The organism is Campylobacter concisus, assembly GCF_003048375.1.
Classification (GTDB): domain Bacteria; phylum Campylobacterota; class Campylobacteria; order Campylobacterales; family Campylobacteraceae; genus Campylobacter_A; species Campylobacter_A concisus_T.
In genome coordinates, this window is sequence record NZ_CP021642.1 from 1,856,788 (window position 1) to 1,875,404 (window position 18,617).

Genomic DNA, 18,617 nt, shown 5'->3' on the forward strand with positions numbered 1-18,617 from the left:
AAGTCAGAATGTCTAACAATAAAAAGTTAAATTCAAATTTCCTTGGTATAAAAATTGTTTCAAATCAAAAAATTTTATAATTTAAATTTTTAAAAAAATCTAATAAGGTTGAAGTAAAGTGGCCGGGAGATAGGGATTCGAACCCCAGGAGGCTTTCACACCTCAACGGTTTTCAAGACCGCCGCTTTCGACCGCTCAGCCATCTCCCGATTAAAGATTTGTGATTATAGCCAACTTTGCTTAAAATTTGCTATAACCACTAAGAATTATTCTGTTTTTTCTTTGACGTAACTAGCGCCGCTATTAACCTTTTCTTTGGTCCATTCTTTAGCATTATGCGTATCTTCTTTTACGCCGTGCCAAGTATTTGAACAACCTACTGCAAAAAATGCCACGCATACTATTAAAAGCAACTTTTTCATTGCTAATCCTTTAATTTGTTTTTTCGAAGTTGGAGGCGACACCCGGATTCGAACCGGGGATCAAAGCTTTGCAGGCTCATGCCTTACCACTTGGCCATGTCGCCGTTTTGGTGGTGCCCGAGACCGGACTTGAACCGGTACGGTAAAAACTACCGAGGGATTTTAAGTCCCTTGCGTCTACCATTCCGCCACTCGGGCAAAATTTAATGGAGCGGGAAACGAGATTCGAACTCGCGACCCCAACCTTGGCAAGGTTGTGCTCTACCCCTGAGCTATTCCCGCGTTAAAAGTTGCAATGTTACCCAAAAGTTGCTTAAAAATTTATTTTATAAAAACGACTTTCAAAAAAATGTAAGCCATAAAAAGATAAAATACCAAATCTTTTGGGGTTATAGCTCAGCTGGGAGAGCGCTTGAATGGCATTCAAGAGGTCGGCGGTTCGATCCCGCTTAACTCCACCATGATTTTACTCTCTTTTTTACTAACAAATATTTTCACGTTTTCATGAAATTTTATGTCAAATATATGTAAAAATTTAGAATTCTTTCGCTACATTAACAAAATGTATAATTTAAAACAATATGTAAATGAAATTTTAAAAAATCACCACGATGAGCGTATATTTAGCTTTGAATTTGATGGGCAGAAATTTTGGTTAAAACGCATTGAAAAGAGCATTGAAGGCAGCTTTTTAACTAAAATTTTTAAACCAAACCCTTATAAGTCATTTGCTGCTGAGATAAAAAAGCTTGAAATTTTAAACGAGGCAAATGCCCCTGCTCCAAAGCTCGTGCTAAAAAGTGATGAATTTTTTGTTATAGAGGATGTTGGTGAGCCAGTTGCTAGGCTGTTTAAATATAGCACCGATGAAAATTTTAAGCATGAAATTTTACTAAAAGCAGCCCGCGCATTAGCTGGACTTCACGCCCTCAATTTCGCGCACGGACGCCCAGCGCTTAGGGATATCGCCATAAAAAATGACGAGATAAATTTTATTGATTTTGAGTCAAAATTTTTTAGCGATGATCTAGAGCTTAGAAAGTGCCGTGATCTGCTAGTTTTCATCCACGAGCTCTACCGACAAAAAATTTCAAACGAGCTTGTAAAAGAGGCGATTGATGAGTACATTAAGGCTAATGGCAGCGAAATTTACGAGCACTCTTTGCGATTAATATTGAAATTTAAGCCACTTTACTATCTGCTAAGGCCGTTTAAATTTTTAGATAAAAAAGATCTAAATGCAGCTATTTCAACATTTGAGCTACTTTTGCCAGCCGCAAAATCCAAAATCACATCCAGGTAACTTAAAAATAATCTTCTAAATTTTATCTCTGCTTAACAAAAAATAAATTAATATTCGTTATTAAAATTAAAAGGAGATATATGCTTTTCAAGCGTAACAAAATCATTTTCAACATCCACCTAATAATCGGTCTGATCGCGACTATACCGCTACTTATCATGACACTTGCAGCGCCATTTGCCTCTTATAGAGAGGAGATCAAGTCTGCGATAAATGAAAAATATATAAATTTAGCACCTAGCGAAAAGCCAAATTTAAGCTTAAGCGAAATCCTCGCCAAAGCAAAAAGCGAGATCAAATTTGACACTCTTGAAAACGTGCAAATCGGCGGCGAAAACAAAGCTTATAGCATCAGCGTCACTAAAGACAAAAAGCTCTTAAATTTCTTCATCGATCCACGTAGCGGCGAGGTGATCAGCGAAGACTGGGGCGAGAAAACTCGCATGATAATACTAAGCCTACATAGAAATTTAGGCCTTGCCCTGCTTGATAGCAAAGTCCCAGCCAACATCGGCAAGCAAATAGTCGCCATTAGCTCCATCATCATGGCGCTTCTTGCCATCAGCGGACTAATCCTCTACGCACCAGCAATCAAGCGAAATTTACTAAATTCGCTCAAAATCAAGCCAAGTGCAAAGGGCTACGCCTGCTTTTACAACCTCCACACGAGCCTTGGCACCTACGTGGCGATCCTGCTTGTCGTGATGTCGCTAACTGGCCTTTACTGGTCTTATGGCTGGGTTAGAAACAGCGTAAATAGCATATTTTTCGAGCTAAAACCAAGCCAGGCGCAAAGGGTAATGCCTCAAAGAAATTTAATCCCAATAAGCGATGAGAAATTTAAAGAGATCGAGACTGCGGAGCAAATTTTTAAAGACAATGTCACGCTAGAGCTAAAATCACTCACGATAAACGTGCCTGAAAACAACCAAAGCACCTACACTATAAACTACGAAACTAGCGAGAGCCAAGTGGGCAAACTAAAGCTTGACGCGAGCGCTGGCAAGATCAAAGAAAACAAGCTTGTTAGCAAGGCTGAGAGCATCCCAGAAGCTAAAAAAGCGGGCCGCAAAGTGCTTAGCCTGCACACTGGAGAGATGTTTGGCGAAGTCGGTCAGATCGTCTTTGCCATCTCTTGTGTGATCGCCGTTTTACTAATAATAACTGGCTTTTTGATGACCATAAAAAGGAGCAAAGCCATCTAAATAAAAGTAAATTTTTACCTTGCATTGGGTAAGATTTTAAGAAATTTTTACCACAAACAAGAGAGAAATTTATGAACAGAAAACGCATCTACAACCCAAGTTCAAATGAAAATTTGACCGACAGAAGGGTCTTTAACGGCAACCCGCACGGCATTTTAAATTTCACCAAGGCAAAATACGAGTGGGCGTTAAAGCTTTGGGACCTCATGGAGGCAAACACCTGGTTTCCAAAAGAGGTCGACACCACCGACGACGTGCGCGACTACGCCTACAACCTCACAGAGGCCGAAAAACGCATGTACGACCTTGTCTGGAGCCAGCTCATCTCGATGGATAGCTTTCAGACAAACAACCTAGCTGACAACATCAACCCTTACATCACCGCACCAGAGATCAACGCCGTGCTAAGCCGCCAAGCCTACGAAGAGGCAAACCACAGCAAGTCTTACGCTGTCATGGTCGAGGCGATCTGTGACAACACCGACCTCATCTACGAGATGGAGAAGCACGACGACGTTTTGCGCGAGAAAAACGACTACATCTCAAGCGTTTATGAGGAGCTTGCAGGCGAAGTGACTGATGAGAAGCTACTTCTAGCGATGGTTGCGAACCAAATTTTAGAGGGCATCTACTTTTACAGCGGATTTACAGCGATCTACGCTCTAGCTCGCGCTGGCAAGATGCTAGGCTCAGCGCAGATGATACGCTTCATCCAACGCGACGAGATCACACACCTGCTTTTGTTTCAAAACATGATAAATTCAGTCCGCAAAGAGAGGCCTGACCTTTTCACACCTGAGACTGAGGCGAAAATTTATGATATGTTTGAAAAAGCTGGAAATTTAGAGATCAAATGGGGCAAATACATCACTCAAAACCAAATAATGGGCTTTACAGACGATATCATCGAGCAGTACATCCACTATCTCATCGACCAACGCCTAGTTGCGATCGGCCTAAAACGCAAATACAACGTCGCTCATCCGATCAAATGGGTCGATGACTTTGCGAAATTTAACGACCAAAAGTCAAATTTCTTTGAAGCAAAGGTGACAAACTACAGCAAAGGAAGTATCAGCTTTGACGACTTTTAAAAATGGCATCTTAGCCCTTGCCTGCATGCTTTTTGTGGGGTGTGCGAGTAGTAATCAATGGATAATTGATCAAGCAAATAAAAATAATCTCGAAAATTTCTACGCCTACAAGCTTGTCAAAATAAAAGAGACAAGCCAAGCGGAAGTCTATCAAGAGATGCCAAACGGCGAACTTGCACCAAGTTTTGCTCCACTAGGATCAGTGCTAGGAAATGACGTGATGCTTAGCATAAACAAGCAGTGTGGCTTTGAGGCAAAAGACCTAAAAGAGGTAAGAGTAGTTTCACATGATGAGGCTAGAGGTCTAGGCTTTGAAGTCTGGGTCTTTAACGACCCGCTCTCGCAGCGTGATGATAAGATCACAGCTATAAGCGTTATTTTAAAAGCTACACCAAATATCGGTGGCACGGATATAAACTGCAAAATTCCAAAAGACTGCCACGATGAAAAACCTATAACATTTGTATTTGGAAAATAAATGAGCGAAAATTTAAACCTGATAAGCCTAACTTTAAAGGCGAAAAATGCAACAGATCGGCTAGAAGAGCTTGCAAATTTAGTTGAAGCTGCACCTGAAAATTCACTCCTGCTTGCAAGCGAGCTTTGCATCAGCGGCTACGACTTTGACGGCTTTTTTGCAGGGGCGAACAAAGCGATGCTTGGTGGCATGATAGGCAGCTTTGATGCGATGCTGCTTGAGCGCTTGCAAGAGGCGCTTAGCCCAGATAAATTTCTTGGTTTTACGCACCTTAGCAGCCTAAACAAAAGCGCAGGGCTCGCTCAAATTTCAAATCTAAATCCGCACCAACCAAAAATTTATAACGAATTTTTACTTCTTAACTCAAACAACGTCTTTCATTCGCAGTTTAAGGCTGAGCTTTTTAGGCCAAATTTAGAGCACGAGATCTTTGCTGCTGGCGAGTTGAGCGATATAAACGCTTTTGATTTTAGAGGACTAAAACTTGGCGTGCTGATATGCTTTGAGCTGCGTGATAGCAGGCTTTGGGCAAAGCTAAGAGGATGTGACATCATCATGGTGCCAGCCATGTGGGGCAAGGCCAGAGAGGACGCCTACCTTAGCCTTTGCAAGGCGCTTGCAATCACAAATAACTGCTACGTCATGATCTCAAGCTCGCTTGATCTTGAGCTCGCTGGGGTCTTTTTGCCAGATGGCACGCTAGAGCAAAGCGCGGTTTTTGACGCAAATTTGATAGCGCAGATAAAGAAAAATTTAGGGCTTTTATAAATTTTAAGATAAGCTTTAAATCGTATAATAACGATTTAAAATTTGTTTAGGATAGAAATTTTGACCCAATTAGAAGCGATAAAATGCCAAAATTTAGCTAGCGACATAGCCGATGAGATCACGCTAAGTCCGCTTTTGTTTGACGCGATATCAACGACAGAGCGTGAAATTTTCGTGCCTATCCCTGCACATGCTTACAAGCTTGACGCGCAGCCGATACTTGGCAACCAGTGGATCAGCTCGCCGCTAACTGTGGCAAAGATGACGATGGCGCTAGAGTGCGAAAATGTGGATAATATCCTAGAAATAGGCTGTGGCAGCGGCTATCAAGCAGCGATATTAAGCAAGCTCGCACATAGAATTTTTAGCGTCGAGCGCATAGAAAAGCTAGCCATGGAGGCAAAAAAACGCTTCGAGACACTAAAGATCAAAAACGTACACGTAAGATATGATGATGGTAACAACGGCTGGCGAAGCTACGCGCCGTTTGATAGAATTTTACTCTCGGCTGCTGCTAATGAGATATCGCCAAATTTATTCGCTCAACTAAAAAATGGCGGCATCTTGGTCGCTCCGATGAAAAAAGATGGCAAGCAGTTTATCGCTAAATTTAGAAAAGATGAGAGCGGAAATTTAGAAAAAGAGTTTTTAGACGAGTGCCTTTTTGTGCCACTTCTTGAGGGCAGAGAGTAGAGGCCTTTACCTCTACAACTACCACCTAACTAGCCACTCACCGCTAGGGTGCTGCGTAAATACAATATCATCAAATTTTGTAGTTTCTTCGCCATCTGCTGTGATAAATGTAACGCTAAAGCTAAATGCGTTTTGGGCAATAAATTTCACATTTTCTATACTCAAGATATCGACGTTGTCGCTACAAGTGCCACTAGCCCTTTTTAAATGGCTATCATCTCTTCTTAGCGCAGGTGCCCTTGTGCCTGCTTCCATAAATTTATCATTTTTATTAGCCCTGTAGCTTGCCATATTTGCTAAAAATTCCTGCATCCTAGGCTTTGCGCTATCAAATTTCGCTTGATACTCCTTTGGCACCTTAATGCCCAAAATAGCGCCTGGCACCGTCTGACCAACTAAATTTCTACTTTTTGTTAGCGTTGGCTCGCTTTTTGGCTCACAAAAGGCAAAGCTACTAAAAACAGCACAGAGCACAATGACAAGAAGCGATTTTGTTTTCATTTTTCTCCTTTTTAGATAAGAGCCATTCTATCTCGTGCCGCTTAAAAGTTACTTGAGTTATAAATTTAAGATCAAATTTGAATTTTTTTGGAGTGGCAAAGCCTAAGCCTTGCCATAAATTTAGAATTTATAAGTGTAGCCTGTGTAAATTCCCACACTTGTATCTCTTAGCTGAGCGCCGCTATTTTTCTTATAAAATGTCTTATCAGCCTTTAAGCCAAACTCAAGCGCGTTGTGAGCGTCAAATGAGTACTGACCGCCTGCTTTTGCACCGACTAGCAAACCTTTAAAATTTTTCTTGCTAGTTTCGTTTTCAAAGCTTTGTCTAACACTTAAATAGCCAAGACCAGCGTAACCACCAAGCACAGCTTTAAAGTTTTCAGTGATGTTTGGTGTGTAATCAGCGCCTGCTAAAAGCTTATGTTTGCTCCATTTTGCGTCTGCTTCACCAGCATTTTTTCTAGCTTTAAAGTCGTAGTAGTAGCCACCATATACTCTATAGCTATCAAAATCATAACCGCCATAAAAGCCAAGTCCGTAGTGACCTTTGTTGAAGTTATTTTTTTCGCTTTTTGCGATATTTTTAGTTTTGATCTTTGAGTTGAACGAATAATCGCCCTCGCCACCGACAAATGCACCTTGCGCAAGTGCAGCTGAACTAACTAAAGCTAAAACCAAGCTTGATTTTACAAGTAAATTTTTCATACTTCTCCTTTAAAAATTTTCGTGATTTTACTATTACGCGTTTAATCTATATGAAATTTAAATTTAACAAAGCCCTATTTTTCGCTCTTTTCAGCCTTTAAAATTTAAATTTTTTATATTTACTATTAAATTTTAAAATTAGAAGAAATTTTCATCAAAGGAGAGAAAATGGCACTAGATAAAGAGCTAGTAAATTTCGGTGAAGAGCATGAGCTAAATGCGATCCTTTCAAAATTTGGCAAATCACAAAGCCAAAAAAACAGAGCAACACTAGGCGAGCTTGGTAAAAAATGCAAGGAAAAACTTGCTAAAAGAGTGCTAACTCAAGACGAATTTGGTGAGTTTGTAAAAGCGCACCTAAAAGAGCTTGAAGACAAAAAAGCCTAAATCTCTGGGGGCAACCCCAGAAAATTTACTTGCAATCCTCTCTTGTCAAATTTATCACAGTAAAGTTCTTGCCGTTCTCGTAGTTATATATCCACGAGGCTTTATCGATAAGAGGGTTTTTACTGCCACAAAAGTCCTCTTTTAGCATTTCAGTCTGCATCCTTTTAAACTCATCTATCTGCTCTTTGGTAAATTTACTAAATTTAATATCCTCGCTATCATTTATAACAAAGGTGGTTTTTAGGGTCTCATTTTCACATGTAGCCCCCGTTATTACGCTATTTTCATCGACTCTTGTGGGAGCTGGCTCATCGATCATGCTTACAACAGCTTTAATAAATGCATTATTGCAATCAACCGCAAACGTAGCCGTCAAGAGTATAAATAGAGACAATATTATTTTCTTCATTTTGTAGCCTTTTTGCAAAGTATATTAAATTTAATGGTAAAAATACTAGAGATAAATTTGCGCCCAAACTAGGACGCAAATTTCTTAAGGAGGGAATGTTTAAAATTAAAATTTATAAGTGTAGCCTACGTAAAGACCGATGTTGCTCTCTCTAACTCTGCTAACGTCATCTGCCTTATAGAAAGTGTAGTCAGTTTTTATGCCAGCTTCTAGGATGTTGTTTTGATCAAGTAGGTACTCAGCACCAAATTTAGCGCCTAAAACAAATCCTGTGTCATAGAATTTTTTATTCTCGTCATCTCTGCTTATCAAAAGTCTAGATACGCCAGTGTAGCCACCTGCAACAAGTTTAATATCTTCAGTGATACTTGGAGTGTAATCAACTCCAGCTAGCAAACTGTGTTTTTTCCATTTAACAGTAAATCTGTCATCATCGTCTTCTATTTGTTTTTTTGTTTGAAAGCTATAAAAATAAGCACCGTAAGCTCTAAAGCTGTCAAAATCATAACCAGCTTTTACGCCGCTGTTAAATTGACCTTTTCTAACGCTTGCGCTCTCGCCGTCTGTTGTTTTCTCTTTCCAATTTGACGCAAAAGAGTATCCGCCCTCGTAACCAATAAATGCTCCCTCTGCCATAGCAAATGAGCAAACCGCACATGCAATCATGCTAGCTTTCAAAAATGAACTTTTCATTTTCAATCCTTTAAAAATATAATATAAATGTAATTTTACGGATTTTTATTTAAAATATTATTAATTTATAATATTAAATAAGCATTGATAAATTTACTTTGTTGATAAAGTTCGTATTTTAGGGATTTATAAAAATAAATTTATGAAATTTTTAATTATTAAAAAGTAACACCTAGTCGTTAAATTTCAAACAACTAGGTAAAATGCTATAAAATTTCTCTTATCAAAAGCTGCGGCGTAACAAGACCGCGGAACGAATTTTTAGATACGCAAAAGATGATATCTATCATTTCGCCTACTCTAACGTGCCTTGTGAAGTTGAAAAATAGCGCCTCAAGTGTCTTGTTGTCTTTTTGCAAGATAAGTTTTAAGTGGTTTTGGTCCCTACCTATGAGCCTCTCGTTTTTCACGACAGCGTTTTCTATCTTAAAGACTGGGCGTGGATTTTTCTGTCCGTATGGCTCATAAAATTCCAAAATTTCAAGTAGTTCAAAGTCTATCTCGCTTGGCATTATGTCGCCAAGTAGCTCGTCTGAGCTTTTGCACTCTTGCATATTTAGGCATGAGCAGCTTTTATTTATCGCCTCTTTAAATTTTTCCAAATTTTCAGGCGCAAGAGTTAGCCCTGCTGCACCTTTGTGACCGCCGTAGCTTGTTAGCAGATCTTCGTGGCTTGCGATGAGCGATAAGATATCAAGCTTGCCAACGCTTCTAGCACTGCCTTTTGCGCGGCCTTTATCGATGCTAAAGACGATAGCTGGTTTTGCAAAGTGCTTCGCAAGGCGGCTAGCCACGATGCCTATCACGCCCTCATGCCACTGCTCCCCCCAAGTGATGATGACCTCATCGTTCTCTTTTACGTCCTTTAGCGAGCACTCAAAGAGTTGGCGCTCCTCCTCTTTTCTAGAGTTGTTAAACTCGATAATCGTATCAAGGTAGTTGTAAGCCTCTTCGATGCTCTTTGCACGCAAGAAGTTAAATGAATTCATCGCATCGTCCATGCGTCCGGCTGAATTTATAAGAGGCGCTATAAGAAAGCTGATATCATCACACTCAAATTTATCCTTGCCGTAAAACTCTTTTATGACGCAAAATGCTGAGCGCTTCGAGGTATTTAGCTTGCAAATACCCATGCGAACGAGCATCCTGTTCATATCTCTTAGCTCCATCATATCAGCGATTATCGCGATGGCTAAAAGCTCTAAAAACTTGCTCATATCGTAGTTTAGCTTGCAAACATCCTTTAGCGCTCCAACCAAATACCAAGCCACTTCAGCACCGCAAATTTCGATATTTGGAAAGTTGCAGTCCTCTTGTTTTGGATTGATTATGGCGTATGCTTCTGGCAAAATGGCTGGTGGCATGTGGTGATCTGTGATGATAAGATCGATGCCTTTTTCTTTGCATATGCTAGCTGCCTCATTTGCTGAGATGCCGTTATCAACGGTGATTATTAGACTTACATCGCTTGCAAGCTCGTCGATGATCTCAGGGTTTAAGCCGTATCCGTCTTTAAAGCGGTTTGGGATCTTTACTAAGTAGTTTTTTACGCCAAGATCATCAAAAAACTCGGCTAAAATCACACTTGAAACCACGCCATCAACGTCATAATCGCCAACAATAGCGATATGCTCGTTTCTCTCGATCGCCTCTTTGATGCGATTAGCGCCTTTGTAGATATCCTTTAGGGCGCTTGGCGTTGGAATTTCACTAAGTTTTTTGTGTATGTCGTTACAAAATCTACGTGCTAGTAAATTCCTAATATCCTCTTTAGTTAACATAGCTTTGGCAAGGACTTTTTGACGCCCTGCCAACTTTTACTAATGCTATTTGCTCACTTAAATTTACGCCCAAACTGCCAAAAATTTGGCAACAAAAATGCTTTTTTTTCATCGTAATCTTTCGTCTTTATTTTGAATGCTTTGATTATATCTTTTTGAAATTTAATTTCTTATAATTTTCAATGAAAGTAAGATTTTTAGGGCAAAAAACTTTTGTTAAATTGATACTCTTTATAAATTAGCCATTGTAAATTTGAAGTAAAAAATGAGAGAAATTTTAAGTAAAAATAAGGGGTCATAAGACCCCAAAAATTAAAATTTATATGTGTAGCCTAGGTAAGCGCCAATGTCTGTTGATTTAAGGTCGTCAAACTCTTCTGCATGATACCAAGACTTATCAGCTTTTATACCAAACTCAATAGCGTTGTGTCCATCAAAGCTATACTCAGCACCAAGTCTTGTACCAATTAGCCAGCCAGATTTTGTAAGATCATAAGTGGCTCTAACAGTATTTGAGTTAAAATTAGCCTTGTAGTTAATCACAGAAAGACCTGTATAAAGGCCAGCAACTAACTTAAAGTTGTTAGCTATTGTTGGAGTATAGTCACCGCCTACTACAAATTTATGAGTTGTCCACTTCATATTCACTGTACCATCAACGCCATTAAGTGTATCATTTTCACTATTTTTAGCTTCCGCATGATAGAAGTATCCACCATAAACTCTAGCTACATCAAAGTCGTAACCACCTTTTATACCTATATTTGGTCTATTGTCCTTTAGCCCATCACCCTCAGATGTTATTTTTGAGCTAAAATCATAGCCGCCCTCTAGTCCGACAAATCCACCTTGTGCTAAAGCAAATGAGCCAGCAAGTGAAAGTGCTAAAACACTTTTTAAAACGCAATTTTTCATTTTTTCTCCTTTATAAATGATTGCGTAAGCATTGTATGTTTAGCAAGATTAAAAAATACTTAAATTATTTAAAATTTATCAATAATACGTTTACTTTTATTTTTAATATAAATTTGAGAGAAATTTTAAGTAAAAATTTGGCAAGAAAGCTTGCCAAATTTATCATTTTACGTGATTAGCCAAACTTGCTTTGATAAAGCCTAGTATCACAGGGTTTGGTCTAGTTAAGCGGCTAGTAAATTCAGGGTGACACTGCACGCCTACAAACCACGGATGGTCTTTTAGCTCGATCGCCTCTACTAGTCCGTCGCTTTCGCCACTTACTATTAGACCAGCCTTTTCAAAGGTCTCTTTGTATTTTGGATTTGCCTCGTAGCGGTGGCGGTGTCGCTCTTTTACGCTCTTTGCGTTGCCATAAATTTCAGCCAAAAGTGTCTTTGGCTTGATGTCGCAGTTATAAGCACCTAGCCTCATAGTGCCGCCAAGTGGGCTTGTGTGCGTTCTTATTTGCTTTTTGCCGTGGGCGTCGATGAAGCTATCTATTAGATAGATGATAGGATTTTTGCACTCTTTGTTAAACTCCATAGAATTTGCATCCTCTAAGCCCAAAACATCCCTTGCAAACTCGATCATCGCTAGCTGCATACCAAGGCAAATTCCAAGATAAGGTATCTTATTTTCACGAGCAAATTTAATGGCTTGCATCTTGCCCAACACGCCTCTTTCGCCAAAGCCACCAGCTACTAAGATACCATCCACGTCTTTTAAAAGCTCATTTACATTACTCTCTTCTATCTTTTCGCTATCTATCCAGCGTAAATTTACCCTAGCATCTAAATTTGCTCCAGCGTGGATAATGCCCTCAGTTAGGCTCTTGTAGCTCTCTTTTAGATCGATATATTTACCTACAAAGGCGATTGTAGTTTCGTTTGTTGGAGCGATGATCCTTTTTACTAGGCTATCCCAGTTTGCCATGTCTGGTTTTAGCTCGCCAAAGCCTAAATTTTCAGCGATCGGCGTTAAGATATCTTGCTTTAAAAATGAGAGTGGAATTTGATAGATACTTGCGCTATCTAAGCTCTCTATGACGCAGTTTTTCTCCACACCACAGCTTGCTGCGATCTTATCTTTTAGCTCACGGTTTAGTGGCATTTCAGATCTGCAGATGATGATATCTGGGCTTATGCCGATGCGTCTTAGCTCTCCTACGCTGTGCTGGGTTGGCTTTGTCTTTAACTCGCCAGCTACTTTGATAAATGGCACAAGCGTTAGGTGGATATTTAGCGCTCTTTTTTTACCAACTTCTACTCTTAGCGCTCTTATCGCCTCTAAAAATGGTAGTCCCTCGATGTCGCCAACGGTTCCGCCGATCTCAACGATGAGCACATCTTTGCCTTCACCTGCTTTTTTGATACGATCAACGATCTCGCCAACGATGTGAGGGATCACTTGTATAGTCTTTCCAAGGTAGTCGCCACGGCGCTCTTTTTCGATAACCGAGCTATAAACTCTTCCTGTTGTGAAGTTGTTGTCCTGACTTAGGCTCTCATCTAAAAATCTCTCGTAGTGACCAAGGTCAAGATCAGTTTCAGCGCCATCGTCTGTGACGAAGACTTCGCCATGTTCTAGTGGGCTCATCGTGCCTGGATCTACGTTGATATATGGGTCAGCTTTTAAGACGCTCACCTTTAAGCCAGAATTTTTAAGTAATGTCGCGATAGACGCAGCTGCGATGCCTTTTCCAAGTGAGCTTAAAACACCACCTGTGATAAAAATATACTTCGTCTCTTTTGCCATCAAAATTTCCTTAACTTTAGTTATTTTTTAATCTGCCGATTATACCCCTTAAATATTTAGTAAGGCATTAATCTTGCAATTTTTAAAAATTATTCTTTAAGTTTTTTTGTTATAGACTTCGACATCATGATTAAAAACTGCTTAAAAAACATCGCCTCTTTATATATAGACGGCTTTAAAAATATGAAAATAGGCAAGAAACTATGGCTTCTCATAGCGATAAAGCTTATCATTATGTTTGGGATATTAAAGGTCTTCATCTTTGATGAAACTCTTAATACCAAATTTCAAACCGACGAAGAAAAAAGCGAATTTGTAATTCGTAATTTAATAAAGGAATAAAATGTCTGAGATGGATTTTGTTGATTGGTCTAGGGCCCAGTTTGCGCTGACTGCCATTTACCACTTTTTGTTTGTCCCGCTTACGTTGGGGCTAAGTTTTATCATCGCCATTATGGAGACGATATATGTCAAAACTGGTGACAAAGCCTGGCTTGAGATAACGAAATTTTGGCTAAAGCTCTTTGGTATAAATTTCGCTATCGGTGTGGCTACTGGCATCATCATGGAGTTTGAGTTTGGCACAAACTGGGCGAATTATAGCTGGTTTGTAGGCGATATATTTGGCGCTCCACTTGCGATCGAGGGCATACTCGCATTTTTCATGGAGAGTACATTTTTTGCCATTATGTTTTTTGGCTGGGAGAAGGTTAGTAAGAAATTTCACCTGCTTTCAACTTGGCTTGTTGCGATCGGTTCAAATTTAAGCGCACTTTGGATATTGATCGCAAATGGCTGGATGCAGTATCCAATAGGCATGAAATTTAACCCAGATACAGCTAGAATGGAGATGCAAAATTTCTTTGAAGTCGCACTAAATCCACTTGGTGTCACTAAATTTTTACACACAGTAACTAGCGGCTACACTATCTCAGCTCTTTTTGTGATAGGAATTTCAGCTTGGTTTTTGATCCAAAAACGCCACATCTTGCTTGCTAAAAAAAGCATCGTCGTTGCTAGTGCATTTGGTCTTATCACTTCGGCATTTTTGCTACTTAGTGGCGATGAGAGCGCATATCTTGCAGCTCAAAAGCAGCCTATGAAACTTGCAGCCATGGAGGGACTTTACAAAGGCGAGAAAAACGCTGGCCTAGTTGCAGCTGGCATTTTAAACCCAGCTAAAAAGCTTGGCGATGACACTGAGCCATTTTTACTTGAGATAAAGGTGCCTTACGCACTAGGTATCATGGCAAACAGAGAGCTTGACTCATTTACACCAGGCATAAACGACCTACTTTATGGCAACAGCGAGCACAATCTAATAAGCGTAGAAGAGAAGATGGCAAAGGGCAAAGTAGCTATCGAAGCTCTTAAAAACTACAAAGAGGCTAAAAAAGCAAATGACGAGAGCTTGATGAAAAGCTCACTTTCAAATTTAGAAAGCAACCTAAATTTCTTAGGATATGGCTATCTTAAGGACGCAAAAGATGCTGTGCCACCAGTTGCACTTACATTTTATAGCTTCCACATCATGGTTGCACTTGGCACATATTTCATAGCTCTTTTTGCTATCACTCTTTATCTAAATCTCTCAAGAAAATATAAATTTGAAAACATAAGAGCCTTTTTGTGGATATGCCTCTTTACCATACCGCTTGGCTACATCGCAGCTGAGGCTGGCTGGATAGTAGCAGAGGTCGGCCGTCAGCCATGGGCGATACAAGATCTCATGACCGTTGGCGTAGGAGCTACAAATTTATCTGACTCAAATGTCAAAATTTCATTTATATTATTTGCTGTTTTATTTACGATCTTGCTGATAGCCGAGATCAAGATCATGCTTAAGCAAATAAAGATAGGATTTAACGATCATGCATAGTTTAAGCTTAGAAAATTTACAAATTTATTGGTGGTTTATAGTTAGCCTTCTTGGCGGACTTTTAGTATTTATGATGTTTGTTCAAGGCGGCCAGTCGCTCATCTTTAGCCTTGGCAAGGACGAGCTTAAAAAAGATATGCTCATAAATTCTATCGGTAGAAAATGGGAGCTTACATTTACGACGCTTGTTATGTTTGGCGGCGCATGCTTTGCGGCGTTCCCGCTATTTTACGCTACTAGCTTTGGCGGCGCTTACTGGGTTTGGCTGGCTATTTTGTTTTGCTTTATCATCCAAGCTGTAAGCTACGAATACCGCAAAAAGCCTGATAACTTCTTAGGCGCTAGGACTTATGAAATTTTCCTTTTCATAAATGGCTCGCTTGGTGTTATCCTTATTGGTATGGCGGTTAGTACATTCTTTAGCGGTAGTGACTTTGTGCTAAATGAGCACAACTTTGTCGAGTGGAAAACTCCATTTCGTGGCCTTGAAGCATTGGCAAATCCTTACTTGTACTTGCTTGGCATAGCGATGTTTTTCCTATCTCGCATAGGCGGCTGCTTATATCTTATGAACAACATCGCTGATGGCGAATTTATACAAAACGCTAGAAAACAGCTAATTATCAACACAGTGCTATTCTTGCCATTTTTCTTAGGATTTCTTGCGTGGATACTTACAAAAGATGGCTTTGCATACGACGCAAACGGCGTAGTTAGCCTTGTTGCTTACAAATACGCTATAAATTTGATCGAGATGCCTGTCGCTGGTGTGTTGCTACTTATTGGCGTGCTTTTGGTGCTTGTTGGAATTTTCCAAGGAGCATTTACAAAAAGTATCCGCGGAATTTTTGCTTATGGCGTTGGCGTAACGCTTGCTGTAACCGCGCTATTTTTGATAACAGGACTAAATGGCACTGCATTTTATCCGTCATTTAGCGACCTTTCTAGCTCGCTAACTATCAAAAATGCAAGCTCTAGCCACTACACACTTGGCGTTATGGCCTATGTTAGCTTGCTAGTGCCTTTCGTGCTTGCCTATATCTTCATCGTCTGGAGAGCGATAGATAGCAAGAAGATCACGCAAGATGAGATCAAAAACGATCATCACGCATACTAAGGATAAAAGATGTTAGAAGCAGGAATTTTTTTGATACTTTGGCCAGTAACGCTATTTATTAGCTACAAATTTGTTCTTTTTTCTCTTAAGAAATTTGACGCAAATAACTAAAATTTAGGGGCATTTGCTCCTAAATTCTTCTTTTATTTTTACCTCTTAAAACGACTTCTTTATAAATTTACTTAAGCCTCTTTTTATATAAGCGTTAGTTTTGTGTGAAATTTGTGGAGTAAGATATCATTAAATTTCACAAAGGAGCGAAAATGAGCAAGAATTTCTTAGGTTCAGTTGCCCTTGCGGCTGTTTTGGTGAGTGGTTTTGGCTTTAGTGCTCCACTAAACGCTGGAGTCTTGGCTCATCAAGTAAAGGTTCAAGGAGAGCTTGGCTCAGTCTTTATAAACCCATACGATGTATCGCCGCTAACTGCTATCATCGATAGAGCTGGCAAGGACATCAAAGATATCCACGTCAAAGTAAAGGGCAAGCCAGATGGCGGCATAGATATCGACTACAACGTCTCAGAGCATGCCTTGCTCACGCATGATGGCGTGCCTATTTGGGGACTTTATCCTGACTATCTAAACGAGGTCGTCGTCAGCTACACATTTAACGGAGCTAAAAAGGTTGAGACATATAAAATTTACGCCCAACCTATCGTCACATATAGCCGTGATTTTAGGTTCTCACACATGCAAAAAACTCGCGTCAAAAAGGTCGATCCTGCCTTTAAAAACAGGCTCTATCTCATAAACAACACAATAACAAGCGTCTATAAACCGCTTGATTGGAAAAATGGCGGCGCTGCTAGTTGGAACGACTTTACCGAAAACTACATCGTAGATACCAAGGGTGAGGTCAGATGGTATCTTGACTATCAGAAATTCTACGACCGCAGCGAGAGAAGAGTGATGGATGGGGGCATGATGATGGGCTTTCATCAGCTAAAAAACGGCGATATCAGCTTTGGTATGGCTCAAAGATATCTTAGATATGACCTCATGGGAAAAGAAATTTATAATCGCCCGCTACCTAGAGGCTACATCGATCTAAGCCACGAGGTGATGCCACTAAAAGATGATCACGCACTTCTTAGAGTAGCAAAATACAACTATCATCACAAAAATGGCAAAATTTCTCACACCATAAGAGACCACATCATCGAGGTCGATAACACCGGCAAGGTGGTCGAAGAGTGGGATCTAAATGAAATTTTTGGCAACAACGTTTATCGTAGCAACCTCATAAAAGCGCTTGATGCTAGGGCTGTTTGCCTAAATATCGACATGGACGCAAAAGAGATCAAGATAAGCGACGATCAGCCATTTGGCGATGTCACCTCCACTGGCACAGGCAGAAACTGGGCGCATGTAAATTCTATCTCATACGATGAGAGCGATGATAGCATCATCCTTTCGCTTCGTCACCAAGGCATCGTAAAGATAGGACGAGATAAAAAAGTAAAATGGATATTAGCCTCGCCTGAGGGCTGGAGTGAAGAATTTAAAGCCAAAGTGCTAACTCCAGTAGATAGTAAAGGCAACAAGATAAAATGCGAAAACTCAAAATGCGAGGGCGAATTTGACTGGTCATGGACACAGCACACCGCATGGCTAACGCCAAGATACGAAAACAAGGGCGACATAAAGCATATAAGCGTCTTTGACAATGGCGATGCTAGAGGCATGGAGCAGCCAGCCTTTAAAGAGGAGAAATACTCCCGTGCGGTTGAGTACAAGATAGATGAGAAAAAGGGCACGGTTGAGCAGACTTGGCAATTTGGTAAGGAGCGTGGATTTGACTTTTATAGCGCGGTTACTAGCAATGTCGAGTGGCAAAAGGATAAAAGCACCTACTTTATCTCAAGCTCAAACGTAAATTTACTTCGCCCTGACAAGACTATCAAAATGGTCTTAGTCGAGATCGACCCAAAGACAAATGATATAAAATTTGAGATGGATGTGGATTCTGCTTCAAGAGATGATGTCGCTTATAGAGCGATGGTTATCGATCCAGAAGTGTTTAGTTATTAAATTTTGGTGTGAGACCCCCTCTCACACCGAAGTGTATTAGTTATTATTTTGAAATTTATAAATTTCTTCTTTGACGCTAGTTAGGTCAAAATTTATCGCTCGCTCTAGCTCTAGCAAGCTTACATCTTTGTCTATCTCAAGAGCCATCGCTATCTCATTTAGCTCTTTTGCTTCCTCGTTTGCGAGGATCGCACTCTTAAAACTAGCCTCATCTATCTGGCCAAATTTTAAAAAGATCGATTTAAATTTATCTTTTAAAATTTCTCTACTTAGCTTTTTATCTTCTAAAGCCTTCTTCGTGCCGCCATTTCTGTTACAGGTTCTAAATATAAAATCTATTGTTTCATTTACTTCATCGAGTAAATTTTTTGTCTTCTCGCTTTGCATACAAACTCCCTTCACCGCAAACAAATTCAAAGCAAGGCAGACTCCCTGCCTTG

20 protein-coding genes and 5 tRNA genes are annotated in these 18,617 nt (G+C 40.0%); 12 read left to right on the plus strand and 13 right to left on the minus strand.

Features of this window, described 5'->3' with window-relative positions; translation table 11 throughout:
- Positions 1-119 precede the first annotated feature (119 nt).
- From CCS77_RS09250 to CCS77_RS09265, 5 genes are all read right to left on the minus strand, one after another.
- A tRNA-Ser gene (locus CCS77_RS09250) sits at positions 120-209 on the minus strand.
- Positions 210-266: 57 nt separating this feature from the next.
- Positions 267-422, minus strand: coding sequence for a hypothetical protein (locus CCS77_RS10540; protein ID WP_201741713.1), 156 nt, complete (start codon positions 420-422; stop codon positions 267-269).
- A 30-nt stretch (positions 423-452) separates the two neighbouring features.
- A tRNA-Cys gene (locus CCS77_RS09255) sits at positions 453-526 on the minus strand.
- A 7-nt stretch (positions 527-533) separates the two neighbouring features.
- Positions 534-620: transfer RNA gene (locus CCS77_RS09260), tRNA-Leu, on the minus strand.
- A 9-nt stretch (positions 621-629) separates the two neighbouring features.
- A tRNA-Gly gene (locus CCS77_RS09265) sits at positions 630-704 on the minus strand.
- Between the two features lie 103 nt (positions 705-807).
- On the opposite strand from CCS77_RS09265, the gene CCS77_RS09270 reads away from it, so the two are divergent.
- The 7 genes from CCS77_RS09270 (at position 808) to CCS77_RS09300 (ending at position 5,963) form a co-directional block, all read left to right on the plus strand.
- Positions 808-883 (plus strand) — tRNA-Ala (locus tag CCS77_RS09270).
- Positions 884-936: 53 nt separating this feature from the next.
- The gene (locus tag CCS77_RS09275) at positions 937-1,725 is read left to right on the plus strand and encodes a spore coat protein (RefSeq protein WP_236635269.1); all 789 of its coding nucleotides are present in this window, start codon (positions 937-939) and stop codon (positions 1,723-1,725) included.
- Between the two features lie 80 nt (positions 1,726-1,805).
- Positions 1,806-2,930, plus strand: coding sequence for a PepSY-associated TM helix domain-containing protein (locus CCS77_RS09280; RefSeq protein WP_107917214.1), 1,125 nt, complete (start codon positions 1,806-1,808; stop codon positions 2,928-2,930).
- 71 nt (positions 2,931-3,001) lie between these two features.
- Positions 3,002-4,024, plus strand: a complete 1,023-nt coding sequence (locus CCS77_RS09285; protein WP_009494790.1) for a ribonucleotide-diphosphate reductase subunit beta — start codon at positions 3,002-3,004, stop codon at positions 4,022-4,024.
- The gene (locus CCS77_RS09290) at positions 4,011-4,502 is read left to right on the plus strand and encodes a hypothetical protein (protein WP_201741714.1); all 492 of its coding nucleotides are present in this window, start codon (positions 4,011-4,013) and stop codon (positions 4,500-4,502) included. The genes CCS77_RS09285 and CCS77_RS09290 overlap by 14 nt, the downstream gene beginning before the upstream one ends.
- Positions 4,503-5,270: a carbon-nitrogen hydrolase family protein gene (locus CCS77_RS09295; RefSeq protein ID WP_107917215.1), complete on the plus strand. Its 768-nt coding sequence runs from the start codon at positions 4,503-4,505 to the stop codon at positions 5,268-5,270.
- Between the two features lie 60 nt (positions 5,271-5,330).
- Positions 5,331-5,963 (plus strand): protein-L-isoaspartate(D-aspartate) O-methyltransferase, encoded by a 633-nt coding sequence (locus CCS77_RS09300; RefSeq protein WP_107917216.1) that lies wholly within the window; start codon positions 5,331-5,333, stop codon positions 5,961-5,963.
- Positions 5,964-5,981: 18 nt separating this feature from the next.
- On the opposite strand, the gene CCS77_RS09305 is transcribed toward CCS77_RS09300, so the two are convergent.
- Together CCS77_RS09305 and CCS77_RS09310 are read right to left on the minus strand one after the other, a co-directional pair.
- The gene (locus CCS77_RS09305; protein WP_107917217.1) at positions 5,982-6,464 is read right to left on the minus strand and encodes a hypothetical protein; all 483 of its coding nucleotides are present in this window, start codon (positions 6,462-6,464) and stop codon (positions 5,982-5,984) included.
- Positions 6,465-6,584: 120 nt separating this feature from the next.
- A complete protein-coding gene (locus tag CCS77_RS09310; RefSeq protein ID WP_107917218.1) occupies positions 6,585-7,169 on the minus strand; it encodes a hypothetical protein in 585 nt (194 codons plus the stop codon).
- 168 nt (positions 7,170-7,337) lie between these two features.
- On the opposite strand from CCS77_RS09310, the gene CCS77_RS09315 reads away from it, so the two are divergent.
- The gene (locus tag CCS77_RS09315; protein ID WP_012140605.1) at positions 7,338-7,556 is read left to right on the plus strand and encodes a hypothetical protein; all 219 of its coding nucleotides are present in this window, start codon (positions 7,338-7,340) and stop codon (positions 7,554-7,556) included.
- A gap of 25 nt (positions 7,557-7,581) precedes the next feature.
- Here CCS77_RS09315 and CCS77_RS09320 read toward each other — a convergent pair whose 3' ends face one another.
- From CCS77_RS09320 to CCS77_RS09340, 5 genes are all read right to left on the minus strand, one after another.
- Positions 7,582-7,965 (minus strand): hypothetical protein, encoded by a 384-nt coding sequence (locus CCS77_RS09320; protein WP_107917219.1) that lies wholly within the window; start codon positions 7,963-7,965, stop codon positions 7,582-7,584.
- 105 nt (positions 7,966-8,070) lie between these two features.
- Positions 8,071-8,658, minus strand: a complete 588-nt coding sequence (locus tag CCS77_RS09325; RefSeq protein ID WP_012140608.1) for an outer membrane beta-barrel protein — start codon at positions 8,656-8,658, stop codon at positions 8,071-8,073.
- Positions 8,659-8,864: 206 nt separating this feature from the next.
- A complete protein-coding gene (gene recJ, locus CCS77_RS09330; RefSeq protein WP_107917220.1) occupies positions 8,865-10,439 on the minus strand; it encodes a single-stranded-DNA-specific exonuclease RecJ in 1,575 nt (524 codons plus the stop codon).
- A gap of 312 nt (positions 10,440-10,751) precedes the next feature.
- Positions 10,752-11,354, minus strand: coding sequence for an outer membrane beta-barrel protein (locus CCS77_RS09335; protein ID WP_107917221.1), 603 nt, complete (start codon positions 11,352-11,354; stop codon positions 10,752-10,754).
- Positions 11,355-11,516: 162 nt separating this feature from the next.
- Positions 11,517-13,151, minus strand: a complete 1,635-nt coding sequence (locus tag CCS77_RS09340; RefSeq protein WP_107917222.1) for a CTP synthase — start codon at positions 13,149-13,151, stop codon at positions 11,517-11,519.
- 126 nt (positions 13,152-13,277) lie between these two features.
- Between CCS77_RS09340 and CCS77_RS09345 the strand changes: the two genes are divergently transcribed.
- From CCS77_RS09345 to CCS77_RS09360, 4 genes are all read left to right on the plus strand, one after another.
- Positions 13,278-13,493: a DUF4492 domain-containing protein gene (locus CCS77_RS09345; RefSeq protein ID WP_009295224.1), complete on the plus strand. Its 216-nt coding sequence runs from the start codon at positions 13,278-13,280 to the stop codon at positions 13,491-13,493.
- Between the two features lies 1 nt (position 13,494).
- A complete protein-coding gene (locus CCS77_RS09350) occupies positions 13,495-15,030 on the plus strand; it encodes a cytochrome ubiquinol oxidase subunit I (RefSeq protein WP_107917223.1) in 1,536 nt (511 codons plus the stop codon).
- Positions 15,020-16,147, plus strand: coding sequence for a cytochrome d ubiquinol oxidase subunit II (locus tag CCS77_RS09355; protein ID WP_236635315.1), 1,128 nt, complete (start codon positions 15,020-15,022; stop codon positions 16,145-16,147). The genes CCS77_RS09350 and CCS77_RS09355 overlap by 11 nt, the downstream gene beginning before the upstream one ends.
- Positions 16,148-16,410: 263 nt before the next feature.
- On the plus strand, positions 16,411-18,177 hold the full coding sequence (locus CCS77_RS09360; RefSeq protein ID WP_107917225.1) for an aryl-sulfate sulfotransferase: 1,767 nt from the start codon (positions 16,411-16,413) through the stop codon (positions 18,175-18,177).
- A 36-nt stretch (positions 18,178-18,213) separates the two neighbouring features.
- On the opposite strand, the gene CCS77_RS09365 is transcribed toward CCS77_RS09360, so the two are convergent.
- Positions 18,214-18,564 (minus strand): hypothetical protein, encoded by a 351-nt coding sequence (locus CCS77_RS09365; RefSeq protein ID WP_021088445.1) that lies wholly within the window; start codon positions 18,562-18,564, stop codon positions 18,214-18,216.
- Positions 18,565-18,617 lie beyond the last annotated feature (53 nt).

Bases quoted from the DNA above. Each gene is read 5' to 3' on its own strand.
- CCS77_RS09320 (WP_107917219.1), bottom strand. From the start codon at position 7,965: ATGAAGAAAATAATATTGTCTCTATTTATACTCTTGACGGCTACGTTT.
- CCS77_RS09325 (WP_012140608.1), bottom strand. From the start codon at position 8,658: ATGAAAAGTTCATTTTTGAAAGCTAGCATGATTGCATGTGCGGTTTGC.
- CCS77_RS09365 (WP_021088445.1), bottom strand. From the start codon at position 18,564: ATGCAAAGCGAGAAGACAAAAAATTTACTCGATGAAGTAAATGAAACA.
- recJ (WP_107917220.1), bottom strand. From the start codon at position 10,439: ATGTTAACTAAAGAGGATATTAGGAATTTACTAGCACGTAGATTTTGT.
- CCS77_RS09360 (WP_107917225.1), top strand. From the start codon at position 16,411: ATGAGCAAGAATTTCTTAGGTTCAGTTGCCCTTGCGGCTGTTTTGGTG.
- CCS77_RS09310 (WP_107917218.1), bottom strand. From the start codon at position 7,169: ATGAAAAATTTACTTGTAAAATCAAGCTTGGTTTTAGCTTTAGTTAGT.
- CCS77_RS09350 (WP_107917223.1), top strand. From the start codon at position 13,495: ATGTCTGAGATGGATTTTGTTGATTGGTCTAGGGCCCAGTTTGCGCTG.
- CCS77_RS10540 (WP_201741713.1), bottom strand. From the start codon at position 422: ATGAAAAAGTTGCTTTTAATAGTATGCGTGGCATTTTTTGCAGTAGGT.
- CCS77_RS09285 (WP_009494790.1), top strand. From the start codon at position 3,002: ATGAACAGAAAACGCATCTACAACCCAAGTTCAAATGAAAATTTGACC.
- CCS77_RS09345 (WP_009295224.1), top strand. From the start codon at position 13,278: ATGATTAAAAACTGCTTAAAAAACATCGCCTCTTTATATATAGACGGC.
- CCS77_RS09305 (WP_107917217.1), bottom strand. From the start codon at position 6,464: ATGAAAACAAAATCGCTTCTTGTCATTGTGCTCTGTGCTGTTTTTAGT.
- CCS77_RS09280 (WP_107917214.1), top strand. From the start codon at position 1,806: ATGCTTTTCAAGCGTAACAAAATCATTTTCAACATCCACCTAATAATC.
- CCS77_RS09295 (WP_107917215.1), top strand. From the start codon at position 4,503: ATGAGCGAAAATTTAAACCTGATAAGCCTAACTTTAAAGGCGAAAAAT.
- CCS77_RS09340 (WP_107917222.1), bottom strand. From the start codon at position 13,151: ATGGCAAAAGAGACGAAGTATATTTTTATCACAGGTGGTGTTTTAAGC.
- CCS77_RS09275 (WP_236635269.1), top strand. From the start codon at position 937: ATGTCAAATATATGTAAAAATTTAGAATTCTTTCGCTACATTAACAAA.
- CCS77_RS09335 (WP_107917221.1), bottom strand. From the start codon at position 11,354: ATGAAAAATTGCGTTTTAAAAAGTGTTTTAGCACTTTCACTTGCTGGC.
- CCS77_RS09315 (WP_012140605.1), top strand. From the start codon at position 7,338: ATGGCACTAGATAAAGAGCTAGTAAATTTCGGTGAAGAGCATGAGCTA.